The organism is Lysinibacillus sp. OF-1 (assembly GCF_028356935.1).
In the GTDB taxonomy this organism is placed as follows: domain Bacteria; phylum Bacillota; class Bacilli; order Bacillales_A; family Planococcaceae; genus Lysinibacillus; species Lysinibacillus fusiformis_D.
On record NZ_CP102798.1, the window covers coordinates 4483484 to 4509706 of the forward strand.

Annotated in this window: 15 protein-coding genes, 6 tRNA genes, 3 rRNA genes and 1 pseudogene; 4 read left to right on the top strand and 21 right to left on the bottom strand. The window is 40.2% G+C overall.

What is annotated here, in order from left to right; translation table 11 throughout:
- Positions 1 to 75 precede the first annotated feature (75 nt).
- Positions 76 to 1041, bottom strand: coding sequence for an ABC transporter substrate-binding protein (locus NV349_RS21990; protein WP_271911388.1), 966 nt, complete (start codon positions 1039 to 1041; stop codon positions 76 to 78).
- Between the two features lie 340 nt (positions 1042 to 1381).
- On the opposite strand from NV349_RS21990, the gene NV349_RS21995 reads away from it, so the two are divergent.
- Positions 1382 to 3130, top strand: a complete 1749-nt coding sequence (locus NV349_RS21995; RefSeq protein ID WP_036128840.1) for a methyl-accepting chemotaxis protein — start codon at positions 1382 to 1384, stop codon at positions 3128 to 3130.
- A 774-nt stretch (positions 3131 to 3904) separates the two neighbouring features.
- Here the strand turns inward: NV349_RS21995 and NV349_RS22005 are convergent.
- The 4 genes and pseudogenes from NV349_RS22005 to NV349_RS22020 all read right to left on the bottom strand — a co-directional run bounded on the left by NV349_RS22005 (position 3905) and on the right by NV349_RS22020 (position 8823).
- Positions 3905 to 4297, bottom strand: a complete 393-nt coding sequence (locus NV349_RS22005) for a glyoxalase superfamily protein (RefSeq protein WP_170829929.1) — start codon at positions 4295 to 4297, stop codon at positions 3905 to 3907.
- A gap of 245 nt (positions 4298 to 4542) precedes the next feature.
- Positions 4543 to 5469 (bottom strand): annotated as a pseudogene (locus NV349_RS22010) (helix-turn-helix domain-containing protein).
- Positions 5470 to 5892: 423 nt separating this feature from the next.
- On the bottom strand, positions 5893 to 7695 hold the full coding sequence (gene glmS, locus NV349_RS22015; RefSeq protein WP_036128300.1) for a glutamine--fructose-6-phosphate transaminase (isomerizing): 1803 nt from the start codon (positions 7693 to 7695) through the stop codon (positions 5893 to 5895).
- 612 nt (positions 7696 to 8307) lie between these two features.
- Entirely contained in the window at positions 8308 to 8823 is a 516-nt protein-coding gene (locus NV349_RS22020; RefSeq protein WP_271911392.1) for a type 1 glutamine amidotransferase domain-containing protein, read from the bottom strand.
- A gap of 378 nt (positions 8824 to 9201) precedes the next feature.
- On the opposite strand from NV349_RS22020, the gene NV349_RS22025 reads away from it, so the two are divergent.
- Positions 9202 to 10551, top strand: a complete 1350-nt coding sequence (locus tag NV349_RS22025) for an IS1182-like element ISBsp5 family transposase (protein WP_271911395.1) — start codon at positions 9202 to 9204, stop codon at positions 10549 to 10551.
- A gap of 166 nt (positions 10552 to 10717) precedes the next feature.
- On the opposite strand, the gene glmM is transcribed toward NV349_RS22025, so the two are convergent.
- The 12 genes from glmM to NV349_RS22085 all read right to left on the bottom strand — a co-directional run bounded on the left by glmM (position 10718) and on the right by NV349_RS22085 (position 17452).
- Positions 10718 to 12070, bottom strand: a complete 1353-nt coding sequence (gene glmM / locus NV349_RS22030; RefSeq protein ID WP_101967053.1) for a phosphoglucosamine mutase — start codon at positions 12068 to 12070, stop codon at positions 10718 to 10720.
- Positions 12071 to 12296: 226 nt separating this feature from the next.
- The gene (locus NV349_RS22035) at positions 12297 to 13373 is read right to left on the bottom strand and encodes a CdaR family protein (protein WP_036128306.1); all 1077 of its coding nucleotides are present in this window, start codon (positions 13371 to 13373) and stop codon (positions 12297 to 12299) included.
- Complete coding sequence (cdaA, locus tag NV349_RS22040) at positions 13366 to 14202, bottom strand: diadenylate cyclase CdaA (RefSeq protein WP_089935020.1); 837 nt, start codon at positions 14200 to 14202, stop codon at positions 13366 to 13368. Before cdaA ends, NV349_RS22035 begins: the two co-directional genes overlap by 8 nt.
- Before the next feature lie 149 nt (positions 14203 to 14351).
- A complete protein-coding gene (locus NV349_RS22045) occupies positions 14352 to 14978 on the bottom strand; it encodes an anti-sigma factor family protein (protein WP_058845282.1) in 627 nt (208 codons plus the stop codon).
- A 13-nt stretch (positions 14979 to 14991) separates the two neighbouring features.
- Entirely contained in the window at positions 14992 to 15555 is a 564-nt protein-coding gene (gene sigW / locus NV349_RS22050; protein ID WP_004225410.1) for an RNA polymerase sigma factor SigW, read from the bottom strand.
- Positions 15556 to 15688: 133 nt separating this feature from the next.
- Positions 15689 to 16594: an arginase gene (gene rocF, locus NV349_RS22055; protein ID WP_058845283.1), complete on the bottom strand. Its 906-nt coding sequence runs from the start codon at positions 16592 to 16594 to the stop codon at positions 15689 to 15691.
- A gap of 185 nt (positions 16595 to 16779) precedes the next feature.
- Positions 16780 to 16852 (bottom strand) — tRNA-Lys (locus tag NV349_RS22060).
- Between the two features lie 14 nt (positions 16853 to 16866).
- Positions 16867 to 16941, bottom strand: a tRNA-Gln gene (locus NV349_RS22065).
- Positions 16942 to 16955: 14 nt separating this feature from the next.
- Positions 16956 to 17039: transfer RNA gene (locus NV349_RS22070), tRNA-Tyr, on the bottom strand.
- A 15-nt stretch (positions 17040 to 17054) separates the two neighbouring features.
- Positions 17055 to 17130 (bottom strand) — tRNA-Val (locus NV349_RS22075).
- A gap of 56 nt (positions 17131 to 17186) precedes the next feature.
- Positions 17187 to 17261: transfer RNA gene (locus NV349_RS22080), tRNA-Glu, on the bottom strand.
- Between the two features lie 114 nt (positions 17262 to 17375).
- Positions 17376 to 17452 (bottom strand) — tRNA-Asn (locus NV349_RS22085).
- A gap of 269 nt (positions 17453 to 17721) precedes the next feature.
- Here NV349_RS22085 and mbcS point away from each other — a divergent pair.
- Positions 17722 to 19308, top strand: a complete 1587-nt coding sequence (gene mbcS / locus NV349_RS22090; RefSeq protein ID WP_271911417.1) for an acyl-CoA synthetase MbcS — start codon at positions 17722 to 17724, stop codon at positions 19306 to 19308.
- Positions 19309 to 19435: 127 nt separating this feature from the next.
- Here mbcS and rrf read toward each other — a convergent pair.
- From rrf to NV349_RS22105, 3 genes are all read right to left on the bottom strand, one after another.
- Positions 19436 to 19551 (bottom strand): 5S ribosomal RNA (gene rrf / locus NV349_RS22095).
- A 186-nt stretch (positions 19552 to 19737) separates the two neighbouring features.
- A 23S ribosomal RNA gene (locus NV349_RS22100) occupies positions 19738 to 22665 on the bottom strand.
- Between the two features lie 278 nt (positions 22666 to 22943).
- Positions 22944 to 24496, bottom strand: a 16S ribosomal RNA gene (locus tag NV349_RS22105).
- The 16S, 23S and 5S rRNA genes sit together here, the layout of an rRNA operon.
- 268 nt (positions 24497 to 24764) lie before the next feature.
- Between NV349_RS22105 and NV349_RS22110 the strand changes: the two genes are divergently transcribed.
- On the top strand, positions 24765 to 25421 hold the full coding sequence (locus NV349_RS22110; protein WP_058845115.1) for a hypothetical protein: 657 nt from the start codon (positions 24765 to 24767) through the stop codon (positions 25419 to 25421).
- A 35-nt stretch (positions 25422 to 25456) separates the two neighbouring features.
- Here the strand turns inward: NV349_RS22110 and NV349_RS22115 are convergent, their stop codons facing one another.
- Positions 25457 to 26131, bottom strand: coding sequence for a KinB-signaling pathway activation protein (locus NV349_RS22115; RefSeq protein ID WP_009374014.1), 675 nt, complete (start codon positions 26129 to 26131; stop codon positions 25457 to 25459).
- Positions 26132 to 26223 lie beyond the last annotated feature (92 nt).

Genomic DNA, 26223 nt, shown 5'->3' on the forward strand with positions numbered 1-26223 from the left:
CTAATGGGGTTTTTTATTGAAGCAAGAAAGGTCTTCGTGGAGCTTAAGAAAAACGCAACTGCTTGAAGTTTTACTTTATTGTTTTTGTACTAATTCAATAATTTGTTCTGCCATGTGCTCTGCTTGATGGATAACAGAGATTGGATCTGCTGAGAAGAAGTACTTCCCATCGAATGTAATCACTTTATTATTTTTCACAACCTCTAAATTATCCCATGTAGAAGTCGTTTCGTATTTTTGACCATAATCTAAAACACCTACATAATCACCTACATAGTCACCTACCGTTTCCCATGAAATACGTTGCTTCTGCCAATCTCCCTTGCTATCTTCAATTAGCTTTTGTATAGATGTTGGTGCTGTAAGTTTTAACAAATCATACATCGCTTCACCACCTGAGTTACCACTAGGAATCACAACAATCTCTTTGTCTGTTAACGTAAAGAGTGAGAATGTTATGCCTTCTGGGATTACGGCTTTGATTTTTTCTTCAGCTACCTTTGCACGCGCCGTATAATCTGCCATAAACTTCTTCGCCTCTTCTTGGTGATTTAACATTTCGCCAATTGCTAAAATTTCTGCTTCCACACTATCGTAGCTATCCGTACTGAACACAATAGTAGGTGCAATTTTTTCATATTGTTTTATATTTTCCTCTGCAAACGTAATAATTAAATCTGGTTTTAGACTAGTAGCTGTTTCTAAAGATACAGTATCTTCATTCCCAAGATCTACAATGTCCTGCCCCTGATAGTAATCCTTTAAAAATTCACCATAATCAATGACCTTTGTCGTTGAAGCAACTGGTACAATGCCTACAGCTAATACGTGACCTAAATCCCAATCCACAATAACACGTTGTAGGTCTATGGGAACTTCTACTTCACGTCCTACCGAATCTGTTACAATACGTGTTGTTTCAGTCGTTGTAGATTCCTTGTCATCCTTTGTACCTTCTGTTTTACTACTACAAGCCGCTATTATTAGCAGTAGACTCATTACCAACATTACTAGAACGGCTTTTTTTATGTATTTATTCATAATCCTTCTCCTTTAAATACTAATTGTTCCCTATTATATTGAAAATGATAATCATTTCCAATTATTGTATCTGTAAAAATGTTTGCTCCAATAATATTCACCTATTAGACTTGATAAACAAGAATGATTAATCCAAACATGTTATATATGAATTTCTTTTCTTAACATCCTTTATCCAGTTTTTAATTTGGTTAATCATGTAATAATACCCACCCTAATAATAAGAAGAATTTGCTTCTAGCTTTTCATATACAGCGTAATATAAAAAATAATTCTGATACCATTGAATTATGTAGATTACTGTCGAAATATACCTATATATAGTTGTGGGAGGAAGCAAATGATGAAGAGAATTTTACAGTTACGAAGCATTTCAAGAAAGTTAATGCTACTAATCACAATTATTATACTTGTAACAGTTGTGATTATCGGCTCAACAAGTTATGTTGTTGCCAAAAATCAGCTCTTAGAATCCGGTCAAAGAGAACTACAAAGCATCGTCAAGGGGGCTTATACTTCATTAGAACTGATTAATGAAGAAGTGGAAATTGGCAAAATAACACTAGAGGAAGGTAAAGAACAAGCGAGAATTATTCTAAATGGGCCAGTAAATGAAAATGGAGAGTACGATTATCAAAAGTCCCATTTTACTTACAAAGAAAATGGTTATATATTAGCTTTTGACGAGGATTTAGTGTTACAACTCCATCCCTCTAAAATAGGTGGAGCTCCTGTCGATGATCTCAACAGAAGTAATCGAGAAAAGATCGTTGCAGGCGGCAAGTCCGAAAATGAATCAGATCGCTATGTCGTTTATTCTGATAAACAGCCAGATGGTTCTTTTAAAGATAAAACAGCCTATACAGAATATTTTGAGCCTTGGGGTTGGACTCTTGGAATTGCTGTTTTTCAAGATGAATTTTATGAAGGATTAAACATCTTACAATATATTATCTTTGGTGCAACAATTGTACTCATTATTTTAAGTTCAATTGTGTTTTATTTAGGTATTCGGAGGAAATTAAATACACTAAAAGAAGTAGCTGAAGCATCAACAAAAATTGCTGATGGTCATATAATTGTTACCAATCTACCTGAATCAAGTGATGAAATTGGGCAACTTGCGACTGCTTTTAATAAAATGTCACAGCAATTACGTACACTCGTCGAAAAGACTAAAAATACTAGTGAACATTTATTGGATTCAGCGACCAACTTATCAGCAATTTCAGAAGAAACATCTGCTAGTAGTGATGAAGTTGGTAGAGCAGTTAACGAAATTGCTACTGGTACACAAGAACAAGCCCATGATTTGGACAAGATAAACCGAACAGTAGAGCTATTATCAAGTTCGATAGAAACTACGGAAAAACAAAGTAAAGTGATGTACGACATTACAAAACATGCTGAAAAAATATCAGCCGAGGGAATTGCAATAGTTCATCAATTACAACAATCCAATACTGATTCATTGGCAGCATCAGAAGAAGTCAGTTATGAGATTAAAAATTTAAATAGTAAAATCAATCAAATCACACAGGTAATGGAAACAATTGAAACAATCGCTGAACAGACGAATTTACTCGCTTTAAACGCAAGCATTGAAGCAGCAAGAGCTGGTGAGTATGGTAGAGGTTTTTCAGTTGTTGCCGATGAAATAAGGAAACTAGCAGAACAATCGAAAAATGCTACTCACCAAGTACAAGGAGTGGTTTCATCCATTGTTTCAGAAACAACTAAAACAGTTGAAACTGTAGAAGGAACAATGGAGACTGCTAAAAAGTTAAATGATGATGTAGTGCTAACACAAAGTAAATTCAATCAAATGTCTGATTCTGTTAAGCAAATTGTGGAATCGATATTAGCAGTTAATAAAGAAATGGACGTTATGACCTCCTATAATAAGTTGATGAGTGAAGGAATCGAAAGTGCGTCCAGCGTATCAGAACAGACGGCCGCTTCCGTACAGGAAATTGCTGCTTCCATAGATGAGCACATTAAAGCAATAGCTGATGTTGCTAATGCTGCTGAAAAACTAACGGAATTAAATCGTGAATTAAATTCTTTAATGGAGCGATATACGTTATAAAAAGCTAACGATATTATGAATATGGTTTAAAATGACTACAAAAGATAACTGATTTCAAACTTTATAAGGTATTGAAGGTATTCCAGAGTTTTTGGAACTCTTGATGAAACATATAATAGATTATAATACCAAAGCATCGAATCAAATGATTCGATGCTTTTCATGTTGTTGAAAAAAGGTAATGTCAACGGCATAATAAGCAATTTTGCAAGGCGAGGGGTTGATTTCCGTTCCGCCAGCGTCCTTTCCAGGGGGCGTCCGATGAGCCGCTTCACTCACTGCGTTCGCTCCAGGGTCTCCTCTGTGACGCTAAATCCCCTAGGAGTGACGCTGGTTCCACTCCAATCAACCATTCTGCAAAAGTGTCTTTTCCTGAACAAAATAGCCCATTATTTATATTATAAGAGAGGATAGCCTCTTACTTTCAATTTGGAGAAGTGATGCGTGACAACACCCCTCCACAAAAGAGTAGTGAATACCTTCACTTTTTTATGGATTGGAGTGGAAGGCTACTTGACTCCCGTGGGAATAGCGAGACAGGCGAGCCTCTAAACGGAGTGGTAGCAGAGGAAGTGGCTCGGCGCTCGCCCACAGGAAAGCAAGTAGCCTGCAACGGAAATCCTTTTTCACCTTTCACATAAATTCTATGGATGGTTTTGTTTTTCAACACTATGCAAAGCCCAACCCTCTTGCTCGATTCCAAGTGCCTTCATCCATATTTAATGTATTTTTGAATACTTTTCTACTTGTATCATCAAAATAAGTTACCCAATGTTATTTTCGAAGGTTCTCAAAAAAAACAATTCTATTTCCAAATGGGTCTCCAATGCAAACTTCCTGAGAATTCCAAGGGGTTGTTTCGATGCCAGGACGCGTATATTTGTATTTCTTTGATATAAGGTTTGTATGGAGTAACTCTAGGTTTTCTACTTCAATTCTTATAGCACCCCCTGGACAGCAATCTCCATGATGCTCTGAAAGATGAATAATACAATTTCCATAAGAAATTTGCATGTATAAAGGTAGATCATCCTCAAATCGATGTTCCCAATCCAATGCAAACCCCAAAAATGTTAAATAAAATTCTTTCGCTTTCTCCTCATTAAAAATACGGAATATTGGTATGGTGCTTTTCATAAATATTTCAGATGTACTCATTACATACATCACCTTTCCTTAATTTTTTTCACTAAATGATACCATAAATATTCAATATTACTTGTGATTCTTCCTCCATTAAATGGCCCGATTGCGGTATAGTTAAGCAATATTTTCACCAAAACTTTAAGTAATGAACAAGCGTGTTGATTCCTACAAACTTTACAGCCATAATTGCAATTATAACTATAATACTTAATACTACCCCGGTATCTTTTTTACCAGAATTAGCCATGTTATCACTCTTCCTTAAATCATATTTCCTCGTCAAACGATAAATTTATTGGCTCGTCCAGCAGTTCACCATGCACCTCTAAATTAGTTGTTGGAATACTTTCATTCACTTCTTCAAAAGTAAATTGATCTGCCCATACAGTTCCTTGTCCAGACAGAATGATACCAAACGAAATAACAGCACTTTGGGTTGGAACATCTAAAATAATAGAATAATGGTTCCAGTTTGTTGTTCCTTTAATGGGACGATTACTCATATTATCAAATTGAAGAACATCTTCCATTGTGTCGTCTACTCGCATCCACATCCCAGCGTACGTATCTACCTCTTCCGTACGGATGAAACAAGAGAGTCTAATGCGCTTTCCAACAAACTGATTAGCCTTAAATGTTTGCATCATGGTAGCGAATTCAGTTGAATCTAACACTGTTTTGGATTTTAAATAACCTGATGCTTTCCCCTGATGAACAACTTCATGGTCAATTCCCATTTCGTAATTAAATGGATTTGATCCACTTAAAAACCAACCTTTCACCTTTGTATCCATATATGTTTCCTCCTTAATTTTAAGCACGTCTGACATCATTCTGCGATATTTGCCAGGTGGTAGCTTATAAATCTCTTTAAATGCTCTTGTAAATGATTCTTGTGATTCAAACTGATAATATAAAGCGATATCAAGAATGCGTTCACTTGTATAAAGTAAGGCGGAAGAAGCATTAGCCAATCTTCTTAACCGAATATATTCAGTTACTGTCATGCCAATCGTGGATTGGAATATTCGATGAAAGTGATACTTTGAAAAATTTGATTATGCTGCTATATTTTCCAAAGTAAGTGGTTCATGTAGGTTTTCTTCCACATACAAAATGATTTTCTTAATTATAATTTCATGGTTATACAACGAAGGCACCTCCTTTAAATATAGGATATCAAGGTTCTTCATTCGTTTTTTGATATATCTTGCGAAGTAATCGCTGCATCCTAAAAATCATTAAAAAGAGGTTGATGTAATATCAGCCTCTTTTTATATCTGCAACAATATTGGCCCGATTGTGGAATAAGAAAAGATCCTACGTATCAACACAGGATCTTTAATCAATCTTTATTTTAAATAAGCGAACTTTGTTATAAACGATCAATCTTTTTTATAAAACTACACCAAGAACCTTTTCCATATTAATGTTCTAACCAATTAAATTCATTCCTATAAAATTACCTTTTTCCAAAGAATCAAAAATGACCTCTTCTGGATACCAAATCCGAAGAGGTCATTTTTAACCAAACTTTATTTCAAATGGTCAAACTTTGTTATAAACAATCAATATTTTTTATTAGACTACACTAGCATAAATGCTTAAACCTAATCCTATTCAACAGTCACCGATTTAGCCAAGTTACGTGGTTTATCCACATCACAACGACGGTGAAGTGCTGCATAGTAGCTAATTAATTGTAATGGCACTACAGATACAAGTGGTGTTAGTAATTCGTGAACATGCGGAATGACTAGACGGTCACCATCTTCATCAATGCCTGCCATTGCAATGATACAAGGATATGCGCCACGAGCTGCTACTTCTTTGACATTACCACGGATATTTAATCCTACTGATGCTTGAGTGACAAGTGCAAACACTGGTGTACCTTCTTCGATTAAGGCAATTGTTCCGTGCTTCAGTTCGCCACCAGCAAAGCCTTCTGCTTGAATGTACGAGATTTCTTTCAGTTTTAAGGCCCCTTCTAGGCTGACATAGAAGTCCATATTACGGCCAATGAAGAATGCGTTACGCGCGATTTTTAAGTAGTCTTCTGCAATATCTTCTAACACATCTTTTGAATCGATAATTGTTTGGATTCCATTAGCGGCAATCGCAAGCTCTTGTTTTAAATCAAATTCTAAGCCTTTACCATTTGCCTTTGCCGTTACATACGCTGCTAACGCAAGTACTGCTACTTGAGCAACATAAGCTTTTGTAGAAGCCACTGCAATTTCCGGGCCTGCATGTAATAACAATGTATGATCTGCTTCACGTGATAGCGTTGAGCCAGGTACGTTTGTAATCGTTAATGTTGGATAGCCAAGTTCTTTAATTTTTACAAGTACTTGACGGCTGTCAGCTGTTTCACCTGATTGTGTAATAAAGATAAATAAAGGCTTTTCTGATAGTAATGGCATGTTGTAGCCGAATTCACTAGAAATATGAACCTCTACTGGGATACCCGCCATTTTTTCGAAATATTGTTTACCGATGAGACCTGCATGGTAGCTCGTGCCTGCCGCAATAATATATAAGCGATCCGCTGCTCTCAATGCCTCTAAAATCTCTGCGTCAATTGTTAAATCGCCATTGTCGCCTTCATATGCTTGAATAATTTTACGAATTACAGTTGGCTGCTCATCCATTTCTTTTAACATATAGTGAGGATAAGTTCCTTTTTCAATATCGCTCATATCAAGCTCCGCTGTATATGGTGCACGCTCTACTACAGAACCATCTAATTTTGTAATTTCGACACTTGCTTTGTGTACAATTACAACCTCTTTGTCATGAAGCTCCACGTATTGATCCGTTACTTGTAGCATAGCCATTGCGTCCGAAGCAACAACATTGAAGCCTTCACCAATACCTACTAAAAGTGGTGATTTATTTTTTGCAACAAAAATAGTATCTGTCGATTCAGCATCTAATAATGCAAGGGCATATGAGCCATGTAATAGAGATAAAGTTTTACGGAAAGCTTCTGCTGTGCTAAGACCTTCTTTCACAAATAACTCTACTAATTGCACGATAACCTCTGTATCTGTATCAGATTTCATCGGAATGCCTTTTAAATATGTTTTTTGTAATAAATGATAGTTTTCAATAACCCCATTATGCACAAGTGTAAAGCGTCCTGATGCACTTTGATGTGGGTGAGCATTTAAACGATTGGGTACACCGTGTGTTGCCCAACGTGTATGACCAATTCCAATTTTTGCTGCAACTTCCTCGTCCACCGCTTCACGTAAGTCTGCAATACGTCCTTTTTCTTTAAAAACTGTTACACCTTCTTCATTACGTACTGCAATACCAGCTGAGTCATAGCCGCGGTATTCAAGCTTCTCTAAACCCTTTAATAAAATTTCCTTTGCATCTGATTCACCAATATATCCTACAATTCCACACATAAATTCTCGTCCTCCGATATTGTCAATTTCATGCAATGACAAACTAGACCTCATCCTATCGAAGTTTTTTGAATGTACGAGCGATGCTTTATTTTATATTTAAAATAAGCACTCCCTTACATGCAAGCCACCCACTCATTCAGCCAACTGATTAGAGTTTTTTTCGATAGGTGAAGCTTCTTTGATTTATCTATTGCTTTTACTATACCTTCTCCATTTTCTGTACATTCAATCACTTAAATGCTTTCAAAATGAAAAATGACAATCGGGTATGTCGATTGGGAGGCATCCGCCGAATTTTCGATAAACCTCCACCTCGTCTGCTGAAGATCTTGTCGTCCGATTTCTTCAGCTCAGGCGCTATAATTGTTTTCCGATTTTGCGCTTTCTTTCCTCCTTAGCGCTCGTTAAAGGATAAGGTCGGACCTCGTCATCTTCAACTTCTCCATCATACTCAATCATATGCTATCCGTCAAATTTTCGTTATAAAAAACACCTAATCCCCATGCTTTTTCGTGACAAATATGTAGACAAATAATTAGTTGCTATGCTAAATAAAGCGGAGTAAATTCCACAAAAAGGCACAAGCAATTGACTGCTTGTGCCTATCTTTTATTTACTGTCTAATAATTTAACTATTTCTCTATTAAAGGCTGGAAGATCGTCTGGCGTTCTACTTGTTACGAGCTGCTTTTGACAGACGAATACTTCTTCATCATGGAATATTGCCCCTGCATTTTCTAAATCCACTTGAATGGATTTATAGCCTGTGGCATCACGACCATTCAGTGTCTTAGCTGTAATTAGCAGCTGTGGTCCATGACAAATAGCAAAGGTCGGCTTCATGTCATCCATAAAGGATTTTACAAATGCCACTACACGATCATCTGCACGTAATATATCAGGTGAAAAACCACCAGGAATAAATAATGCATCAAATTCTGAGGCATTTACTTCCTCAATTCCTTTATCTATTTTCACTGGCTTTCCATGTTTCCCCTTAACTTCCTTACCTGCTTCGGTATCAATTGTTACGAGCTGATGCCCAGCTGCTTCTAGAGCTTCTTTGGGGCTTGTAAACTCAATGTCCTCAAACATATCTGTTATCACTGTAGCAATTTTAGCCATATCAATTAAACACTCCTTGTTATTGTGACTCCTTACTACTGTTCCCCATCTCATTCATTTCAAACATTCTTTTTAAACAAGAAAAACTCGATTCCCTGTTATGGAAATCGAGTCAGACTGTAGACAAACTCGATGAATTTTGAGTTTGCCTACAGTCTTTTTTCTTTTACAATGAAATAAAATAAAGCCGTTGATTTCCACTACGGGCGGACGCTTTCCGCGGGCGGGGTCGAGCTGCTTCCCTCGCTTCGCTCAGTCCAGGATCTCGACTTTCCCGCTTTTCCCGCAGGAGTCGCCGCCCTTCGTTCCAATCAACTTCTACATAAAGAATTCCTTATTCATCTATTGATAAAAAGTAAACTTTTGAGGTGATCAACCATGATGACGAAAAATCATACCAATGAACGTGAACAATTAGAAATGTTAACGATTGATCAATTAGTTCCCAACGATCATTTAGTGCGAAAACTGGAGGCTGCTATTGATTTTTCATTTATCTATCCTTTAGTAGAACATCTCTATTCACCTAATGGGCGTCCAAGTATTGATCCTGTTGTTCTCTTTAAAATGACGTTTATTCAATATGTTTTTGGCATTCGCTCCATGCGTCAAACGATCAAAGAAATTGAAACGAATATGGCGTATCGTTGGTTTTTAGGATTTGGCTTCCATACAGAAGTCCCGCATTTCTCTACCTTCGGTAAAAATTATGTCCGTCGCTTTCAAGACACCGATATATTTGAACAGATTTTCTATCGTATATTAAAAGAGATTATGCATCAGGGACTCCTCCATGCAGACCATCTATTTATCGATTCCACGCATGTGAAAGCGAGTGCGAATAAACGGAAGTATGATAAAAAGGTCGTGCGAAAAGAAACACGGGCTTATGAAGAGAAGCTTCAATTAGAGTTAAATATGGATCGTGAAGAACACGGAAAAAAGCCCTTTCCCCCGGAGAAGTTTGAAAAGGAAGAATGGAAAGAAATAAAGGAAAGCACGACAGATCCTGAAAGTGGCTATTACGTGAAGGATGAACGTACGAAACAGTTTGCGTATTCTTTCCATGCAGCCACAGATGAAAAGGGCTTTGTCTTAGGTGCCATTGTGACTCCGGGAAATGTGCACGATAGCCATGTATTACAGCCACTTGTGGAAAGGGTCATTCAAAATGTTCAAAAACCATTAGCTGTTGCGGCAGATGCAGCCTATAAAACACCAGCGATTACGAACTTTTTGTTAGAGAATCAAATGTTGCCTGTTCTTCCGTATACACGTCCTAAAACGAAAGATGGATTCTTCCGAAAGCACGAGTATATATATGACGAGCACTATAATTGTTATCTTTGCCCACAAGGGCAGATATTGAAGTATGCGACAACGACGAAGGAAGGATATCGCCAATATAAATCGAATCCTTTGATTTGTTCGAAGTGTCCAAGCCTTTCCCGATGTACAGAAAGTAAGCATCATCAAAAACTCATTCAACGCCATATTTGGGAGTCATATGTGGAGGAAGCTGAACATTTACGCCATTCCTATGACATCAAACAAATTTATGCAAAGCGTAAAGAAACGATTGAGCGTGTCTTTGCCGATGCAAAAGAAAAGCATGGTATGCGATGGACAACCTTAAGAGGTCTAAAAAAATTGTCCATGCAGGCGATGCTTACTTTTGCTGCCATGAATTTGAAGAAACTGGCTACTTGGACGTGGCAAGTAGCTTAAGAGAGCAACTAAGCTCGAAGAGTATGTTGAATTCGGTAGTATATTACCAAATGTTAAAAATAAAATAGTAAGAAAAATGACAAAAACCATCGAGAGTGAACTTCTCGATGGGCTTTTGTCTACGGTCTGACTCGATTTCCTGTTATGGAAATCGAGTTTCTATATATTATTCTGCTAAGCCCATTTCTGCACGTACTACGTCCGCAATACGCTCAACAAAACGCTCACAATCTGTTTCTGTTGCTGCTTCTACCATTACACGTACAAGTGGTTCAGTCCCTGAAGGGCGCACTAGAACACGACCATTGCCGGCCATTTCTGCTTCTACCTCTGCAATGACAGCAGCCACCTTCGCATTGTCAGTCACAGCATGCTTATCTGTTACACGTACATTGACAAGACGCTGAGGGAAGATTTTCATTTCAGCAGCAAGCTCTGAAAGCTTTTTACCAGTCGCTTTCATAATGTTGACAAGCTGAATGCCTGTAAGTAATCCATCACCTGTTGTATTAAAGTCTAGAAAAACAATATGCCCTGATTGTTCGCCACCTAAATTGTATTCTTTGGCACGCATTTCTTCTACAACATAACGATCACCAACAGCAGTTTGTACACTTTGCATACCGTTGTCAGCAACAGCTTTGTAGAAGCCCATATTGCTCATAACTGTTGAAACAATCGTTTGCTTTTTCAAGCGTCCTACCGCATTTAAATACTTACCAATGATAAACATAATTTGATCGCCATCAACAATCTTACCGTTCTCATCTACAGCAATTAATCGGTCACCATCTCCATCAAATGCTAAACCAACATCTGCACCCTTTTCAGTAACAAATTTAGCTAGTCCTTCTGGATGTGTAGAACCTACACCATCATTAATATTTAAGCCTGTTGGAGAAGCTCCCATTGTAGAAATATCAGCTTCTAGGTCCGCAAATAAATGTGTAGCCAATGCTGATGTAGCTCCATGAGCACAGTCTAGTGCTACCAGGATACCATCAAATTCCTCATCCACTGTTTGCTTTAAGTATTGAATATATTTTTGACCACCTTCGAAATAGTCACTTACAGATCCTAAATCGGCTCCAATTGGGCGTGGTAGTGTATCCTCTTGTGCATCAAGCAACACTTCAATTTCCGCTTCTTGAGCATCCGTTAACTTAAAACCATCGGGACCAAAAAATTTAATGCCATTATCAGCAACTGGGTTATGTGAAGCTGAAATCATAACGCCTGCATCTGCGCTCATAATTCGAGTAAGGTATGCCACACCTGGTGTTGAAATAATACCAAGACGCATTACTTCTACTCCAATCGATAAAAGACCAGCAACAAGTGCACCTTCAAGCATCTCACCTGAAATACGTGTGTCACGACCAATTAAAACCTTTGGACGATCAGTTGCATCTTTTGTTAAAACATAGCCACCGATACGACCTAGTTTAAATGCAAACTCTGGTGTTAATTCACTATTCGCGACTCCACGGACGCCATCTGTTCCAAAATATTTACCCATTCTACTTATTCTCTCCTTCAATGCAAGACCGTGTCTCTTGAGTTACTATCGCCCAAAAGACACTTGTCCGCTTACTTTTGGAAAAGTCTGTTTTTATTCATTCATTCGGTAATTATTAATATCCCCTCAATCGATTTGTTGGTGACTCCTGTCCTAACTACTCACCAGCACAAACCACGATTGGATTTTGATTTAGAATCAAAATAAAATTATAGTCAGATATTGTTTAAGAATCAATATCTTCCGTTTCCTCAGATGATGTATTTTTATCAGTAGTAGTACTATCATCCGTCACATCTGGTTCTTCAGTTGGAGGTGGCGTTTCCTCTGTAGAAGCTGGCGTTTTCTGTTGTTCTTCTTGCTCTACTTTTGTAATATCTGCCTTCACTTTTATTTTCTTGTCAGATATTTTTGTCACACCATCTGGTAATTTTACATCAAATTCATAAGTTTGAGACTCAGTAATTTTTGACAGGTCAACTATAACTGGAATTTCTGTCAAACCGTCAATAATTGATTTTCTACCATACACTTTTATCATTCTTGGCGCAAATGTTAACGAATTGATCGTAATGTCTTGTGCTGCTTGCCCTGTTTCTTTCAGGACCACTGGAATCTCTCGACTATATTCTGCTATATCAACTTGAACCTTCACAGTTTCAGGCTCTATCGTCACATCTAACTTGTTTAGATCTCGATCTAATACTTTTACTGCCGCATCCTGCGAGAAGGATTGCTTCAAGCCTTGCTCACCTGCAACAGTAGCTTTTACATAGCTAATGCTTTCAATAGCACTTTTTGCACCTGTTACGTAAACGGTTGGTGGATCAGCAGTCATATCTTTTAAAATATAACCTTCTTCGATTAGTCTATTATTCATTTCAGGGTCCACTCGGAACTCTTTCGTGACCTTTTCCTCAATATTCACATGAATAGTTGCAGGGTCTAATGTAACCTTTAACTTATCAGAAATATTTTCGTATTGTAGCTTTACATCATGCTCCCCAATCAATAGATTACTTAAATCGACAAATACAGAGAAATCTTTTGTAGCTCTTGTTTTTATAACAACAGGCATTGGCCCTTTTATCTTCACATCTACTGTTTCAGGTAAGCCTGTTACAATCAGATTTTCATTATCATAATAAACATCTACTGGTACATCACGAATAATATCCGTTTGTTCAGTCGTTGTTGTTGTATTGATTGGAGATAACTCGGTACGAACTGAGAAAAAAAGCAAAAATGCCAAAAATAGCGCTATGATTCTTAATACCCAAGGGCTATCCATCATTTTATCCATTCTTTTTCCCCCTCCAAGTCAACTTAGAGGCAGCATTTGACTCTTGTGCTGAACCGAACCACATTTTTCGTAATAGTGTTTCAAACTCCTCTAGAGAAAGATTACGGTGGAGATTACCATTTAACGTAATACTAATTGCACCTGTTTCTTCTGAGACAACAATTGTAATAGCATCCGTAACTTCACTTAAGCCAAGTGCAGCACGGTGACGTGTCCCTAACTCCTTTGAAATAAATGGACTTTCAGATAGGGGTAAATAACAAGCTGCTGCTGTAACTTTATCTTTTTGCATAATAACCGCTCCATCATGAAGTGGTGTATTCGGTATAAAGATATTAATCAGCAGTTCTGATGAGATTTCAGCATTTAGTCCTATACCCGTTTCAATATATTCATTAAGGCCTGTTTCTTTTTCAATAGAAATTAACGCACCGATTCGACGTTTAGCCATGTAACTAACAGACTTCTTCATCGCCTCAATGAGCCTTGTTTGTTCTTCTTCTTCTTGACTTGATGAACGCTGGAATAGCTTTCCTCGCCCAATTTGTTCTAAACCACGTCTGATTTCTGGTTGGAATATGATAATAATCGCTAAGAAACCAAACTCAATGACCTGTTGTAACATCCAGCCTAGAGTTTGTAACCCTAAAAGGTCTGTTGCAAGTCGGGCAATAATAATGACAAATATTCCCTTCAGTAATTGGACAGCCTTCGTACCTTTAATGAGGGTTAAGACTTTATAAACAACGTACCACACGAGCAGTACATCAATGAAGTTAATAACAATATTCACAGGTGTTAAATCCGTGAAATGTTCGATAATTTGCACGTGGCATCCCCCACTTTTCATTGCGAATCCATACACATTCAAGTATATCACATTCTTAACAAATGTAACTTTTTTCAAATAAAAAGTCTACTCATAAGAGTAGACCTTTCAGCCTCTCACGTGCACTATTTTTTAGGACGTATAGAGTGTTATTTAGTTTCATCTTTTTCCTCAAATGTCATGGCCGTTTTTACAGAATTTTTAATCGTATACCATAACCATTCAAATACTTCGTCAATTTCCTCAATTTTGCCTGAAACTACCGCTGAAGACGCCATATATTGCCCGTTAATTACTGTGACATTGCCATCAACTTCACCTTCAACAACCAAATCACCATTTTTAACAACAATATCGCCCTTCACTACTTCTCCTTCAGGTACAATCACCGTTTGACCATCAACAACTAAGTTCGGTTGTTTGGTCACTGAAAAATGCTGGTCATCCATAAAGCTACCCATCAATGTAGCACTCATGAATAAGCAAAATACTGCTGCTGCCACAAAGAACGGATGCCGGCGTATCCATTTTTGTATACCTACTCGACTTTTTGGTTTTGGTAAACGAGCCATCACTGCTGCTTCAAAATCCGGAGGCGCTGTAATATGGGAAGCACTCTTCACAAAGGCGATTGTTTCACTCAATTCTTGCATCAACTGTTTACAATCATTACATGTATGCAAGTGTTGTTTCAACTCTTGCTCATGCTCACGACTAATGTCACCGTCTAAATAATCATGCATATAGTCTATAATATGCTCTGGACAAGTATTCATGACGCTCCCCCTCCTACAGATTGTTTAATTGCTTACGTAATGCCTCACGTCCGCGGTGAATCCTCGTTTTCACCGTTCCAAGCGGCATATCTAAAATCTCGCTAATCTCTTGTAACGATAACTCTTCTATATATTTCAATACTATAACCGAACGGTATTTATCCGGCAATCGTCCAATTTCATATTGAATGCGATCTTGCAGCTCCATTTGCTCTAACTGCTCCTCTGGTAGCTGGTCGTCTGCTGCGATTTGCGAATACATATCAAGCCCTTCTGTACCAGCTACTTCTGCATCTAAATAATAATCCGGTTTCTTTTTGCGAATACGGTCAATGCAGAGGTTTGTCGCTATGCGATAAAGCCACGTCGAAAACTTTCTTTTCTGATCAAAAGTATGCAAATTCATATAAGCACGCACAAAAGCTTCTTGAGCAATGTCTTCAGACTCTTGTTTGTTGCCTAACATTCGATAGCATACTTGGTACAGTTTGTGCTGATAGAGACTCACAATATCGGCAAATGCGTTTTGATCGCCTTTAAGCACTTGTTTTATTCTCTTGTTTACTAACGCATCCATTGTGTTGACTTCTCCACCTTTACAACTGTCTTATACTATACGACCCATCGATAAGAAAAGTTTCGTTTTAATTCAATTATAACAAAAGATTTTTATGCAATGTGGCAACAGGCAATTTTTTGTCAAATTTTCTTTAAACTAGTGTCTCTCCGAATAAAGATCCCATTAATGCAACAGCCACATTTGCTGTTGTATTCTTCTCATCTAAAATTGGGTTTACTTCTACAAACTCTGCTGATGTTAGCATCCCTGATTCTTGTAACATTTCCATTGCTAAATGACTTTCTCGATACGTAATTCCTCCAGGAACGGGTGTACCAACTCCTGGCGTGTAAAGCGGATCTAAGCCATCTAAATCAAGTGATAGATGTAATCCATCAACATTACGTTCTTTCAAGTAAGCAAGTGCATCTTCCATGACACGCGTCATACCAAGTCGATCAATCTCGTGCATTGTATATACTTTAATCCCTTGTTGACGAATTAACTCACGCTCACCAGGATCTACTGAACGAGCTCCGATAATAATAACGTTCTCTGGTTTAATTTTCGGTGCATAATTCCGAATTTGCACTAAGCGCTCATGACCTAGTCCAATACTAACTGCTAATGGCATCCCATGGATGTTGCCAGATGGTGTTGTTTCAGGTGTATTTAAATCTGCATGAGCATCATACCAAATAACGCCAAGATTTTTATAATGCTCACCTAATCCAGCTAGTGTGCCAATAGCAATACTATGGTCTCCACCAAATACAAGTGGGAACTTATTTTGTTCTACTACTTCATGCACGCTATTAGCTAAAGCCGTGCTAACATCTACAACTTCCTCTAAATTCAGTAATTTCTCATCGACAGGTGCGTCTGCAAGTTTTTGACTGACACGAATATCCCCTTGGTCTTGTACTTCATGTCCAATAGCCTCCAAACGTTCCACAACGCCTGCATAGCGAATCGCGCTTGGCCCCATATCTACGCCACGACGTGTTTGTCCATAGTCTGTTGGTACTCCAATAATAGAAATATTAAGTTTATTCATGTTTTTATACCCCCTAAAAGTTATAATATTATTGTAAAGCCTAGATACCACTTGGCTCAACTAGACAAAAAAGTGCATATTTATTCAATTTTTGATAACATAAAAAAATCTCCTACTGTTTTCAGTAAGAGATTAGTTATCTATAGTTATTATAACACTTTTGAATATACTTTATTCTAAAAAAGTGAGCCATGAAGGACTCGAACCTTCGACCCTCTGATTAAAAGTCAGATGCTCTACCAACTGAGCTAATGGCTCGTAAAAAAGAAAAATGGCTGGGGTACTAGGATTCGAACCTAGGCATGACGGAATCAAAATCCGTTGCCTTACCGCTTGGCTATACCCCAATCATTTATAAAACTGGTGGAGGGGGACGGATTCGAACCGCCGAACCCTAAGGAGCGGATTTACAGTCCGCCGCGTTTAGCCACTTCGCTACCCCTCCGAAATAACACAATAATGGTGGAGGATGACGGGCTCGAACCGCCGACCCTCTGCTTGTAAGGCAGATGCTCTCCCAGCTGAGCTAATCCTCCATAGAAACAGGTGTTATATCACAGTTTATTTTTCTTTATAAAGCCTATGTTTTAAATGGTGACCCCTACGGGATTCGAACCCGTGTTACCGCCGTGAAAGGGCGGTGTCTTAACCACTTGACCAAGGGGCCAGTATCACGTCTCAAACAAGACAATATTTATAATAACATCATTTCTTAATAGTTGCAATACTTTTTTATAACTTTTTTTATGTATAACAGCTTCTTAAAAATGGGCAAAAAAAATGGCTCCGAAGGCAGGACTCGAACCTGCGACAACCTGATTAACAGTCAGGTGCTACTACCAACTGAGCTACTTCGGAACGATACTATTCACTTCGGGTTTAAACAACCTCTTAAGTACATTTATTATTATAGCAAGCATTATAAATTATGCAACATATTTTATGAAAATTTTTATATTTTTTGTCGAAGTAGGTTTAAAAATTAATCCAAAAGCATAATAGTTCTCTATTAAATCTAATATTTCTATTTTGCGTGCTAAATATTCTTGCTGTATATTATTGCAATTGTTAAAATAAAAATAGTTTTAAGAATTTTCTATCAAATTTCCTGGGGGAGGAATATTCGGATGGTAACAAATGATTTAATTGCACCTGAATTTTATAATATCACAGAGGAATTAGAAAAGTTTTCACAAGATAGTGATCGCCAAGCAATACGCTGGTTAAATACGCAACAAGAGAGACGAACAGTTTCCTATGTAGAGCTTGTCCAAAAAATGAATCAATACGCAAATGCTTTTACAGAGACAGGACTTCGAAAGGGAGATCGCGTTCTAGTTATTATTCCTCGCCTACCAGAAGCCTATTTTGTTTTTCTTGGCTGTTTAAAGGCTGGCATCGTGCCTATTTCATGTTCAGAAATGCTACGTGCAAGTGACTTAGAATATCGCATGGAGCACTCTTCTGCTAGTGCAGTTATTGCCTATGAAGCATTTACAGGTGAGGTTGACCAAATTTCTTCTACTGTAGACACATTAAAGAACAAATTAGTTATTGGTACTGCAAAAGGCGATTGGGCTTCTTTAGATGTACTGGCAAGCACACAGCCAACTACATTTACAGCAGTAGCTACTAAACGTGATGACATGGCGTTCCTTTCCTATACATCTGGGACAACTGGGAAACCTAAAGGTGTAGTACATTCACATGGCTGGGGATATGCGCATATTCGAACAGCTGCTTCAAAATGGCTCTGCGTACGTGAAGGCGACTTAGTATGGGCTACAGCAGCTCCTGGCTGGCAAAAATGGATTTGGAGCCCTTTCTTATCTACAATCATGCTCGGTGCTACTGCATTTGTTTATCATGGTGGATTCGATGCAAAAACGTACCTTCAGCTCATACAAGATGAAAAAATAAATGTCCTTTGCTGCACACCAACTGAATATCGTATTATGGCGAAAATTGATAATTTGCAAGACTATAATCTTTCATCCCTCCGTAGTGCAGTCTCTGCTGGTGAACCGTTAAATCGCCCAGTCATTGAAACATTTATGAATCGTTTCAGGCTAAAAGTGCGTGATGGCTATGGACAGACAGAGAATACATTATTAATTGGTACACTCGAAAACACTGAATTACGCCCTGGATCCATGGGTGTTCCAACTCCAGGTAATATTGTACGTATTATCGACAATGAAGGAAATGAAGCACCTGTAGGAGAGGTTGGCGATATTGCCATCCACAAATCCTCACCAGCTCTATTTAAGGAGTATTACAAAGAGCCAGAACGAACGCAAGCTGCATTTCGCGGTGATTGGTATATTACTGGTGATCAAGCAAAATGTGATGAAGATGGTTATTTCTGGTTTGAAGGTCGTGGAGATGACATTATTATATCTTCTGGTTATACGATCGGTCCATTCGAAGTTGAAGATGCATTAAACAAACATGAAGCTGTACAAGAATGTGCAGTTGTTGCTGCACCAGATGAAATTAGAGGCCATATTGTGAAGGCCTTTGTTATCCTACGAGAGAGCTTCAAAGAGCGAGATGAAGCCGAGTTAACAAAGGAGTTACAAGAGCATGTAAAGGCGTTAACAGCACCGTATAAATACCCTCGTAGTATTGTTTTTATTGATGAGTTACCAAAAACAACATCCGGAAAAATTCGCCGCATTGAACTACGAGCTGCCACTGTTCAAACACATTAAATATCAAAAAAGAAGGCATTCCACTTAAGGCATGCCTTCTTTTTTATATTTTTATAAATCATCTCAATTTATTAGTTAGCTTAAGTAAAAAAAGCCACTACTGAGTGTATCAGCAGCGACTTTTTGCGCCTAGCGACGTCCTACTCTCACAGGGGGAAGCCCCCAACTACCATCGGCGCTAAAGAGCTTAACTTCCGTGTTCGGTATGGGAACGGGTGTGACCTCTTTGCCATCATCACTAGACTATGGTCGGCTTTCAATATACATCACATTTCTTCGTCAGCTTCTGTCGTTCAGTCAGTCACGTACTTGAGTACGCTCCTTCCCTCTCTCCATTGCTTCCTCGAACTACTCGTATCTTGAAACCCTTCATAAAAGAAATTATTCTTTCAAAACTGGATAAACGGTTCATTGAATGTTTCAAACGTTTTGGTTAAGTCCTCGATCGATTAGTATTCGTCAGCTCCATGTGTCACCACACTTCCACCTCGAACCTATCTACCTCATCGTCTTTGAGGGATCTTACTTACTTGCGTAATGGGAAATCTCATCTTGAGGGGGGCTTCATGCTTAGATGCTTTCAGCACTTATCCCGTCCACACATAGCTACCCAGCGATGCCTTTGGCAAGACAACTGGTACACCAGCGGTGTGTCCATCCCGGTCCTCTCGTACTAAGGACAGCTCCTCTCAAATTTCCTACGCCCACGACGGATAGGGACCGAACTGTCTCACGACGTTCTGAACCCAGCTCGCGTACCGCTTTAATGGGCGAACAGCCCAACCCTTGGGACCGACTACAGCCCCAGGATGCGATGAGCCGACATCGAGGTGCCAAACCTCCCCGTCGATGTGGACTCTTGGGGGAGATAAGCCTGTTATCCCCGGGGTAGCTTTTATCCGTTGAGCGATGGCCCTTCCATGCGGAACCACCGGATCACTAAGCCCGTCTTTCGACCCTGCTCGACTTGTAGGTCTCGCAGTCAAGCTCCCTTGTGCCTTTACACTCTACGAATGATTTCCAACCATTCTGAGGGAACCTTTGGGCGCCTCCGTTACCTTTTAGGAGGCGACCGCCCCAGTCAAACTGTCCGCCTGACACTGTCTCCTGCCCCGCTAAGGGGCATGGGTTAGAATTTCAATACAACCAGGGTAGTATCCCACCGACGCCTCCTTCGAAGCTGGCGCTCCGAGATCTCTGGCTCCTACCTATCCTGTACAAGTTGTACCAAAATTCAATATCAGGCTACAGTAAAGCTCCACGGGGTCTTTCCGTCCTGTCGCGGGTAACCTGCATCTTCACAGGTACTATAATTTCACCGAGTCTCTCGTTGAGACAGTGCCCAGATCGTTACGCCTTTCGTGCGGGTCGGAACTTACCCGACAAGGAATTTCGCTACCTTAGGACCGTTATAGTTACGGCCGCCGTTTACTGGGGCTTCAATTCGCAGCTTCGCTTGCGCTAACCACTCCTCTTAACCTTCCAGCACCGGGCAGGCGTCAGCCCCTATACGTCACCTTACGGTTTTGCAGAGACCTGTGTTTTTGCTAAACAGTCGCCTGGGCCTATTCACTGCGGCTCTCATGCGCTTGCACGCTCAAGAGCACCCCTTCTCCCGAAGTTACGGGGTCATTTTGCCGAGTTCCTTAACGAGAGTTCTCTCGCACACCTTAGGATTCTCTCCTCGACTACCTGTGTCGGTTTGCGGTACGGGCACCTCTCACCTCGATAGAGGCTTTTCTTGGCAGTGTGAAATCAGGAACTTCGTCCATACGGACTCGCCATCACAGCTCAACGTTACAGTGTGCGGATTTGCCTACACACACGCCTTACTGCTTGGACGCGCATAACCAACAGCGCGCTTACCCTATCCTACTGCGTCCCCCCATTTCTCAAACGGTGAGGAGGTGGTACAGGAATATCAACCTGTTGTCCATCGCCTACGCCTATCGGCCTCGGCTTAGGTCCCGACTAACCCTGAGCGGACGAGCCTTCCTCAGGAAACCTTAGTCATACGGTGGACGGGATTCTCACCCGTCTTTCGCTACTCATACCGGCATTCTCACTTCTAAGCGCTCCACCAGTCCTTCCGGTCTGACTTCAACGCACTTAGAACGCTCTCCTACCACTGACATCGTAGATGTCAATCCACAGCTTCGGTGAATCGTTTAGCCCCGATACATTTTCGGCGCAGCGTCACTCGACCAGTGAGCTATTACGCACTCTTTAAATGATGGCTGCTTCTAAGCCAACATCCTGGTTGTCTGTGCAACGCCACATCCTTTTCCACTTAACGATTACTTTGGGACCTTAGCTGGTGGTCTGGGCTGTTTCCCTTTTGACTACGGATCTTATCACTCGCAGTCTGACTCCCGTGTATAAATATCTGGCATTCGGAGTTTGTCTGAATTCGGTAAACCGGGATGGCCCCCTAGTCCAAACAGTGCTCTACCTCCAGTATTCTCATCACGAGGCTAGCCCTAAAGCTATTTCGGAGAGAACCAGCTATCTCCAAGTTCGATTGGAATTTCTCCGCTACCCACACCTCATCCCCGCACTTTTCAACGTGCGTGGGTTCGGGCCTCCAGTAAGTGTTACCTTACCTTCACCCTGGACATGGGTAGATCACCTGGTTTCGGGTCTACGACCACGTACTATTTCGCCCTATTCAGACTCGCTTTCGCTGCGGCTCCGCCTTCTAAAGCTTAACCTCGCACGTAATCGTAACTCGCCGGTTCATTCTACAAAAGGCACGCTATCACCCATTAACGGGCTCTAACTACTTGTAGGCACACGGTTTCAGGATCTCTTTCACTCCCCTTCCGGGGTGCTTTTCACCTTTCCCTCACGGTACTGGTTCACTATCGGTCACTAGGTAGTATTTAGCCTTGGGAGATGGTCCTCCCGGATTCCGACGGAATTTCACGTGTTCCGCCGTACTCAGGATCCACTCAGGAGAGAACGAACTTTCGACTACAGGGCTTTTACCTGCTCTGGCGGACCTTTCCAAGTCGCTTCATCTAACTCGCTCTTTTGTAACTCCGTATTGAGTGTCCTACAACCCCAAGAGGCAAGCCTCTTGGTTTGGGCTCTTCCCGTTTCGCTCGCCGCTACTCAGGGAATCGATTTTTCTTTCTCTTCCTCCAGGTACTTAGATGTTTCAGTTCCCTGGGTCTGCCTTCAAGACGCTATGTATTCACGTCAAGATACTACGCGATTAAACGTAGTGGGTTCCCCCATTCGGAAATCTCCGGATCAAAGCTCACTTACAGCTCCCCGAAGCATATCGGTGTTAGTGCCGTCCTTCTTCGGCTCCTAGTGCCAAGGCATTCGCCGTGCGCCCTTAATAACTTAACCTAACGGCTTTCAATAAAAATATCGGAAACCTCTTAATGTTATTAAGCCTATAAAAAACTTAAAAAAAATAAATGTGTTTGTTACAATTTCAATGTCGTTTTATCCAGTTTTCAAAGAACAAAGCTACTGCCTGCTTCTACATCTCGCAGCTTTGCGACGAAAGCGTAGCGACAGGAGCACATAATTAGAAGTAATTCATTCAGAAGAATGAACCTTCAAAACTGAACGCAAAACGTAATCTTACAAACCCTAGGTTTGTATTCCGAAAATATCCTTAGAAAGGAGGTGATCCAGCCGCACCTTCCGATACGGCTACCTTGTTACGACTTCACCCCAATCATCTATCCCACCTTCGGCGGCTGGCTCCAAAAAGGTTACCTCACCGACTTCGGGTGTTACAAACTCTCGTGGTGTGACGGGCGGTGTGTACAAGGCCCGGGAACGTATTCACCGCGGCATGCTGATCCGCGATTACTAGCGATTCCGGCTTCATGTAGGCGAGTTGCAGCCTACAATCCGAACTGAGAACGACTTTATCGGATTAGCTCCCTCTCGCGAGTTGGCAACCGTTTGTATCGTCCATTGTAGCACGTGTGTAGCCCAGGTCATAAGGGGCATGATGATTTGACGTCATCCCCACCTTCCTCCGGTTTGTCACCGGCAGTCACCTTAGAGTGCCCAACTAAATGATGGCAACTAAGATCAAGGGTTGCGCTCGTTGCGGGACTTAACCCAACATCTCACGACACGAGCTGACGACAACCATGCACCACCTGTCACCGTTGCCCCCGAAGGGGAAACTATATCTCTACAGTGGTCAACGGGATGTCAAGACCTGGTAAGGTTCTTCGCGTTGCTTCGAATTAAACCACATGCTCCACCGCTTGTGCGGGCCCCCGTCAATTCCTTTGAGTTTCAGTCTTGCGACCGTACTCCCCAGGCGGAGTGCTTAATGCGTTAGCTGCAGCACTAAGGGGCGGAAACCCCCTAACACTTAGCACTCATCGTTTACGGCGTGGACTACCAGGGTATCTAATCCTGTTTGCTCCCCACGCTTTCGCGCCTCAGTGTCAGTTACAGACCAGATAGTCGCCTTCGCCACTGGTGTTCCTCCAAATCTCTACGCATTTCACCGCTACACTTGGAATTCCACTATCCTCTTCTGCACTCAAGTCTCCCAGTTTCCAATGACCCTCCACGGTTGAGCCGTGGGCTTTCACATCAGACTTAAGAAACCACCTGCGCGCGCTTTACGCCCAATAATTCCGGACAACGCTTGCCACCTACGTATTACCGCGGCTGCTGGCACGTAGTTAGCCGTGGCTTTCTAATAAGGTACCGTCAAGGTACAGCCAGTTACTACTGTACTTGTTCTTCCCTTACAACAGAGTTTTACGAACCGAAATCCTTCTTCACTCACGCGGCGTTGCTCCATCAGGCTTTCGCCCATTGTGGAAGATTCCCTACTGCTGCCTCCCGTAGGAGTCTGGGCCGTGTCTCAGTCCCAGTGTGGCCGATCACCCTCTCAGGTCGGCTACGCATCGTCGCCTTGGTGAGCCGTTACCTCACCAACTAGCTAATGCGCCGCGGGCCCATCCTATAGCGACAGCCGAAACCGTCTTTCAGTGTTTCACCATGAGGTGAAACAGATTATTCGGTATTAGCCCCGGTTTCCCGGAGTTATCCCAAACTATAAGGTAGGTTGCCCACGTGTTACTCACCCGTCCGCCGCTAACGTCGAAGGAGCAAGCTCCTTCTCTGTTCGCTCGACTTGCATGTATTAGGCACGCCGCCAGCGTTCGTCCTGAGCCAGGATCAAACTCTCCATAAAAGAAATTTGAATAGCTCAAATTGTTTTGCTGGCATCATTTTGATGTCCAAAATTTTGTTTTGTTCACTAACCAAGGTTAGTTACTAAAAACTTTATTGATTACGTTTTGCTTGTTCAGTTTTCAAGGTTCATGTTTTTTTATTTCACTGTCACCTCTTGGCGACTTATACATAATAACATCGATTATTCATGAAAGTCAACACTAAATCATAAGTTTTTTTAAAGAGATTCATTTTTTATTTAAAATCTTAGAAATGAGGTTATTATTATGGTCCGCAAAACGTTGATTTCACTGCTTTTAATCGTAATCCTTTTTGCTTTTCTAAAGCCTATAAACTCAACGATGATTTCTGTATTTAATATTGCGAATGCACCAGTAGTGGTCACGAAAGGACATTATGGCACATCTCTTATAGTAGAGATTTCTTTCTCTGATGACTCTCTATTAGAATGGCTTCAAACGGTGAAAGAGCCTTATCCTCTTCTACTTTTAGATACCGACTGGATTAAACGTTCACCCGAACATTTAAAAATTATACAACAACGAAAATTGCCTACAGGACTACTTGGTCCAGATGATTCAATAGAAGAACCCGTTGACATTGCGCTCATTCAAAAAGATATTGATATCTATGAAAAGTATTTAAAGGAAAAACCTTTATGGTTTGCTACCCGAAATCATCAATATTCGCAGGATTTACAGAAATCTTTATTCCAACAACAAATGAATTTACTGTCGCCTTCTCTTATTTGGCAGGGTGAGAAAACACCTAAATTACAAAAAGGTGATTTTGTATTTTTCCCACTCCATCAAAATAATCAAATATCCTTTAAAGAGCTTAACGCTCTAATACAACAACATAAGTTTATGTCAATTGAAGAAAATATATTTGGTTATAAAGTTCAAACTAAAAAAGCCCCATAAAAAAATTGCCTCCACTAAAGTGAGGCAATTTTTTCTTATGCATTTTTAGCCTGTTCACGACGAGCTTTGCGGCGTGCTTCTAATTTTTGACGATCTTCATCGGATTTTGCATTATATTTAGGCAATACTAATAGTTGATACGCATTAACAGCCAATAATGGGAATAATAAAAGCGCAACATATTCATTAATATTTTCATCACGACCCATTAATGCAATTGTCCATTCCAGCGTTGTAATGACAATCATAAAGAATAGAGCCGAAATCATTACATGCTTTTTCCCCGTTAATTTTACTTTTTGAACAGCTGTTGCTATTGCACCAAATATTAGAACAATTAATAATCCAACGTAGAACAACCAGCTTTGTCCATCCTTCACACCAGGAATAAAGCGGAAGAATATAATATCGAAAATCGTTATGGCAATTAATAATAGCTGTACCCAATTCCATAATGTCAGTGTTCTAAAAATATTAACACCTACTTGATGAAGTGTTAAATAAGCAAAAAAACCAGCTTGTGCTATAACACTCATGGTAAACCCTAAGAAAACCATCCATAAAAGTCCAGCGAAAAATTCGCCCCATTGACCATTTGCTATGTATGGTTGGAAAAATTCCCAGCGAATAAATAAACTAAAAACTCCGTTGACTGCACCACCAACGAGCATTGCAAAGAAGAAAAACTTTGCCCAATTTCGTATCGTCACAACTAAAAGTCCCCCAATTTCTCAATATATCTGTCCTTATTTTATCAATGCCTTGTTAAAAAAGCTATTTCTCATCCTAACCAATACATAAA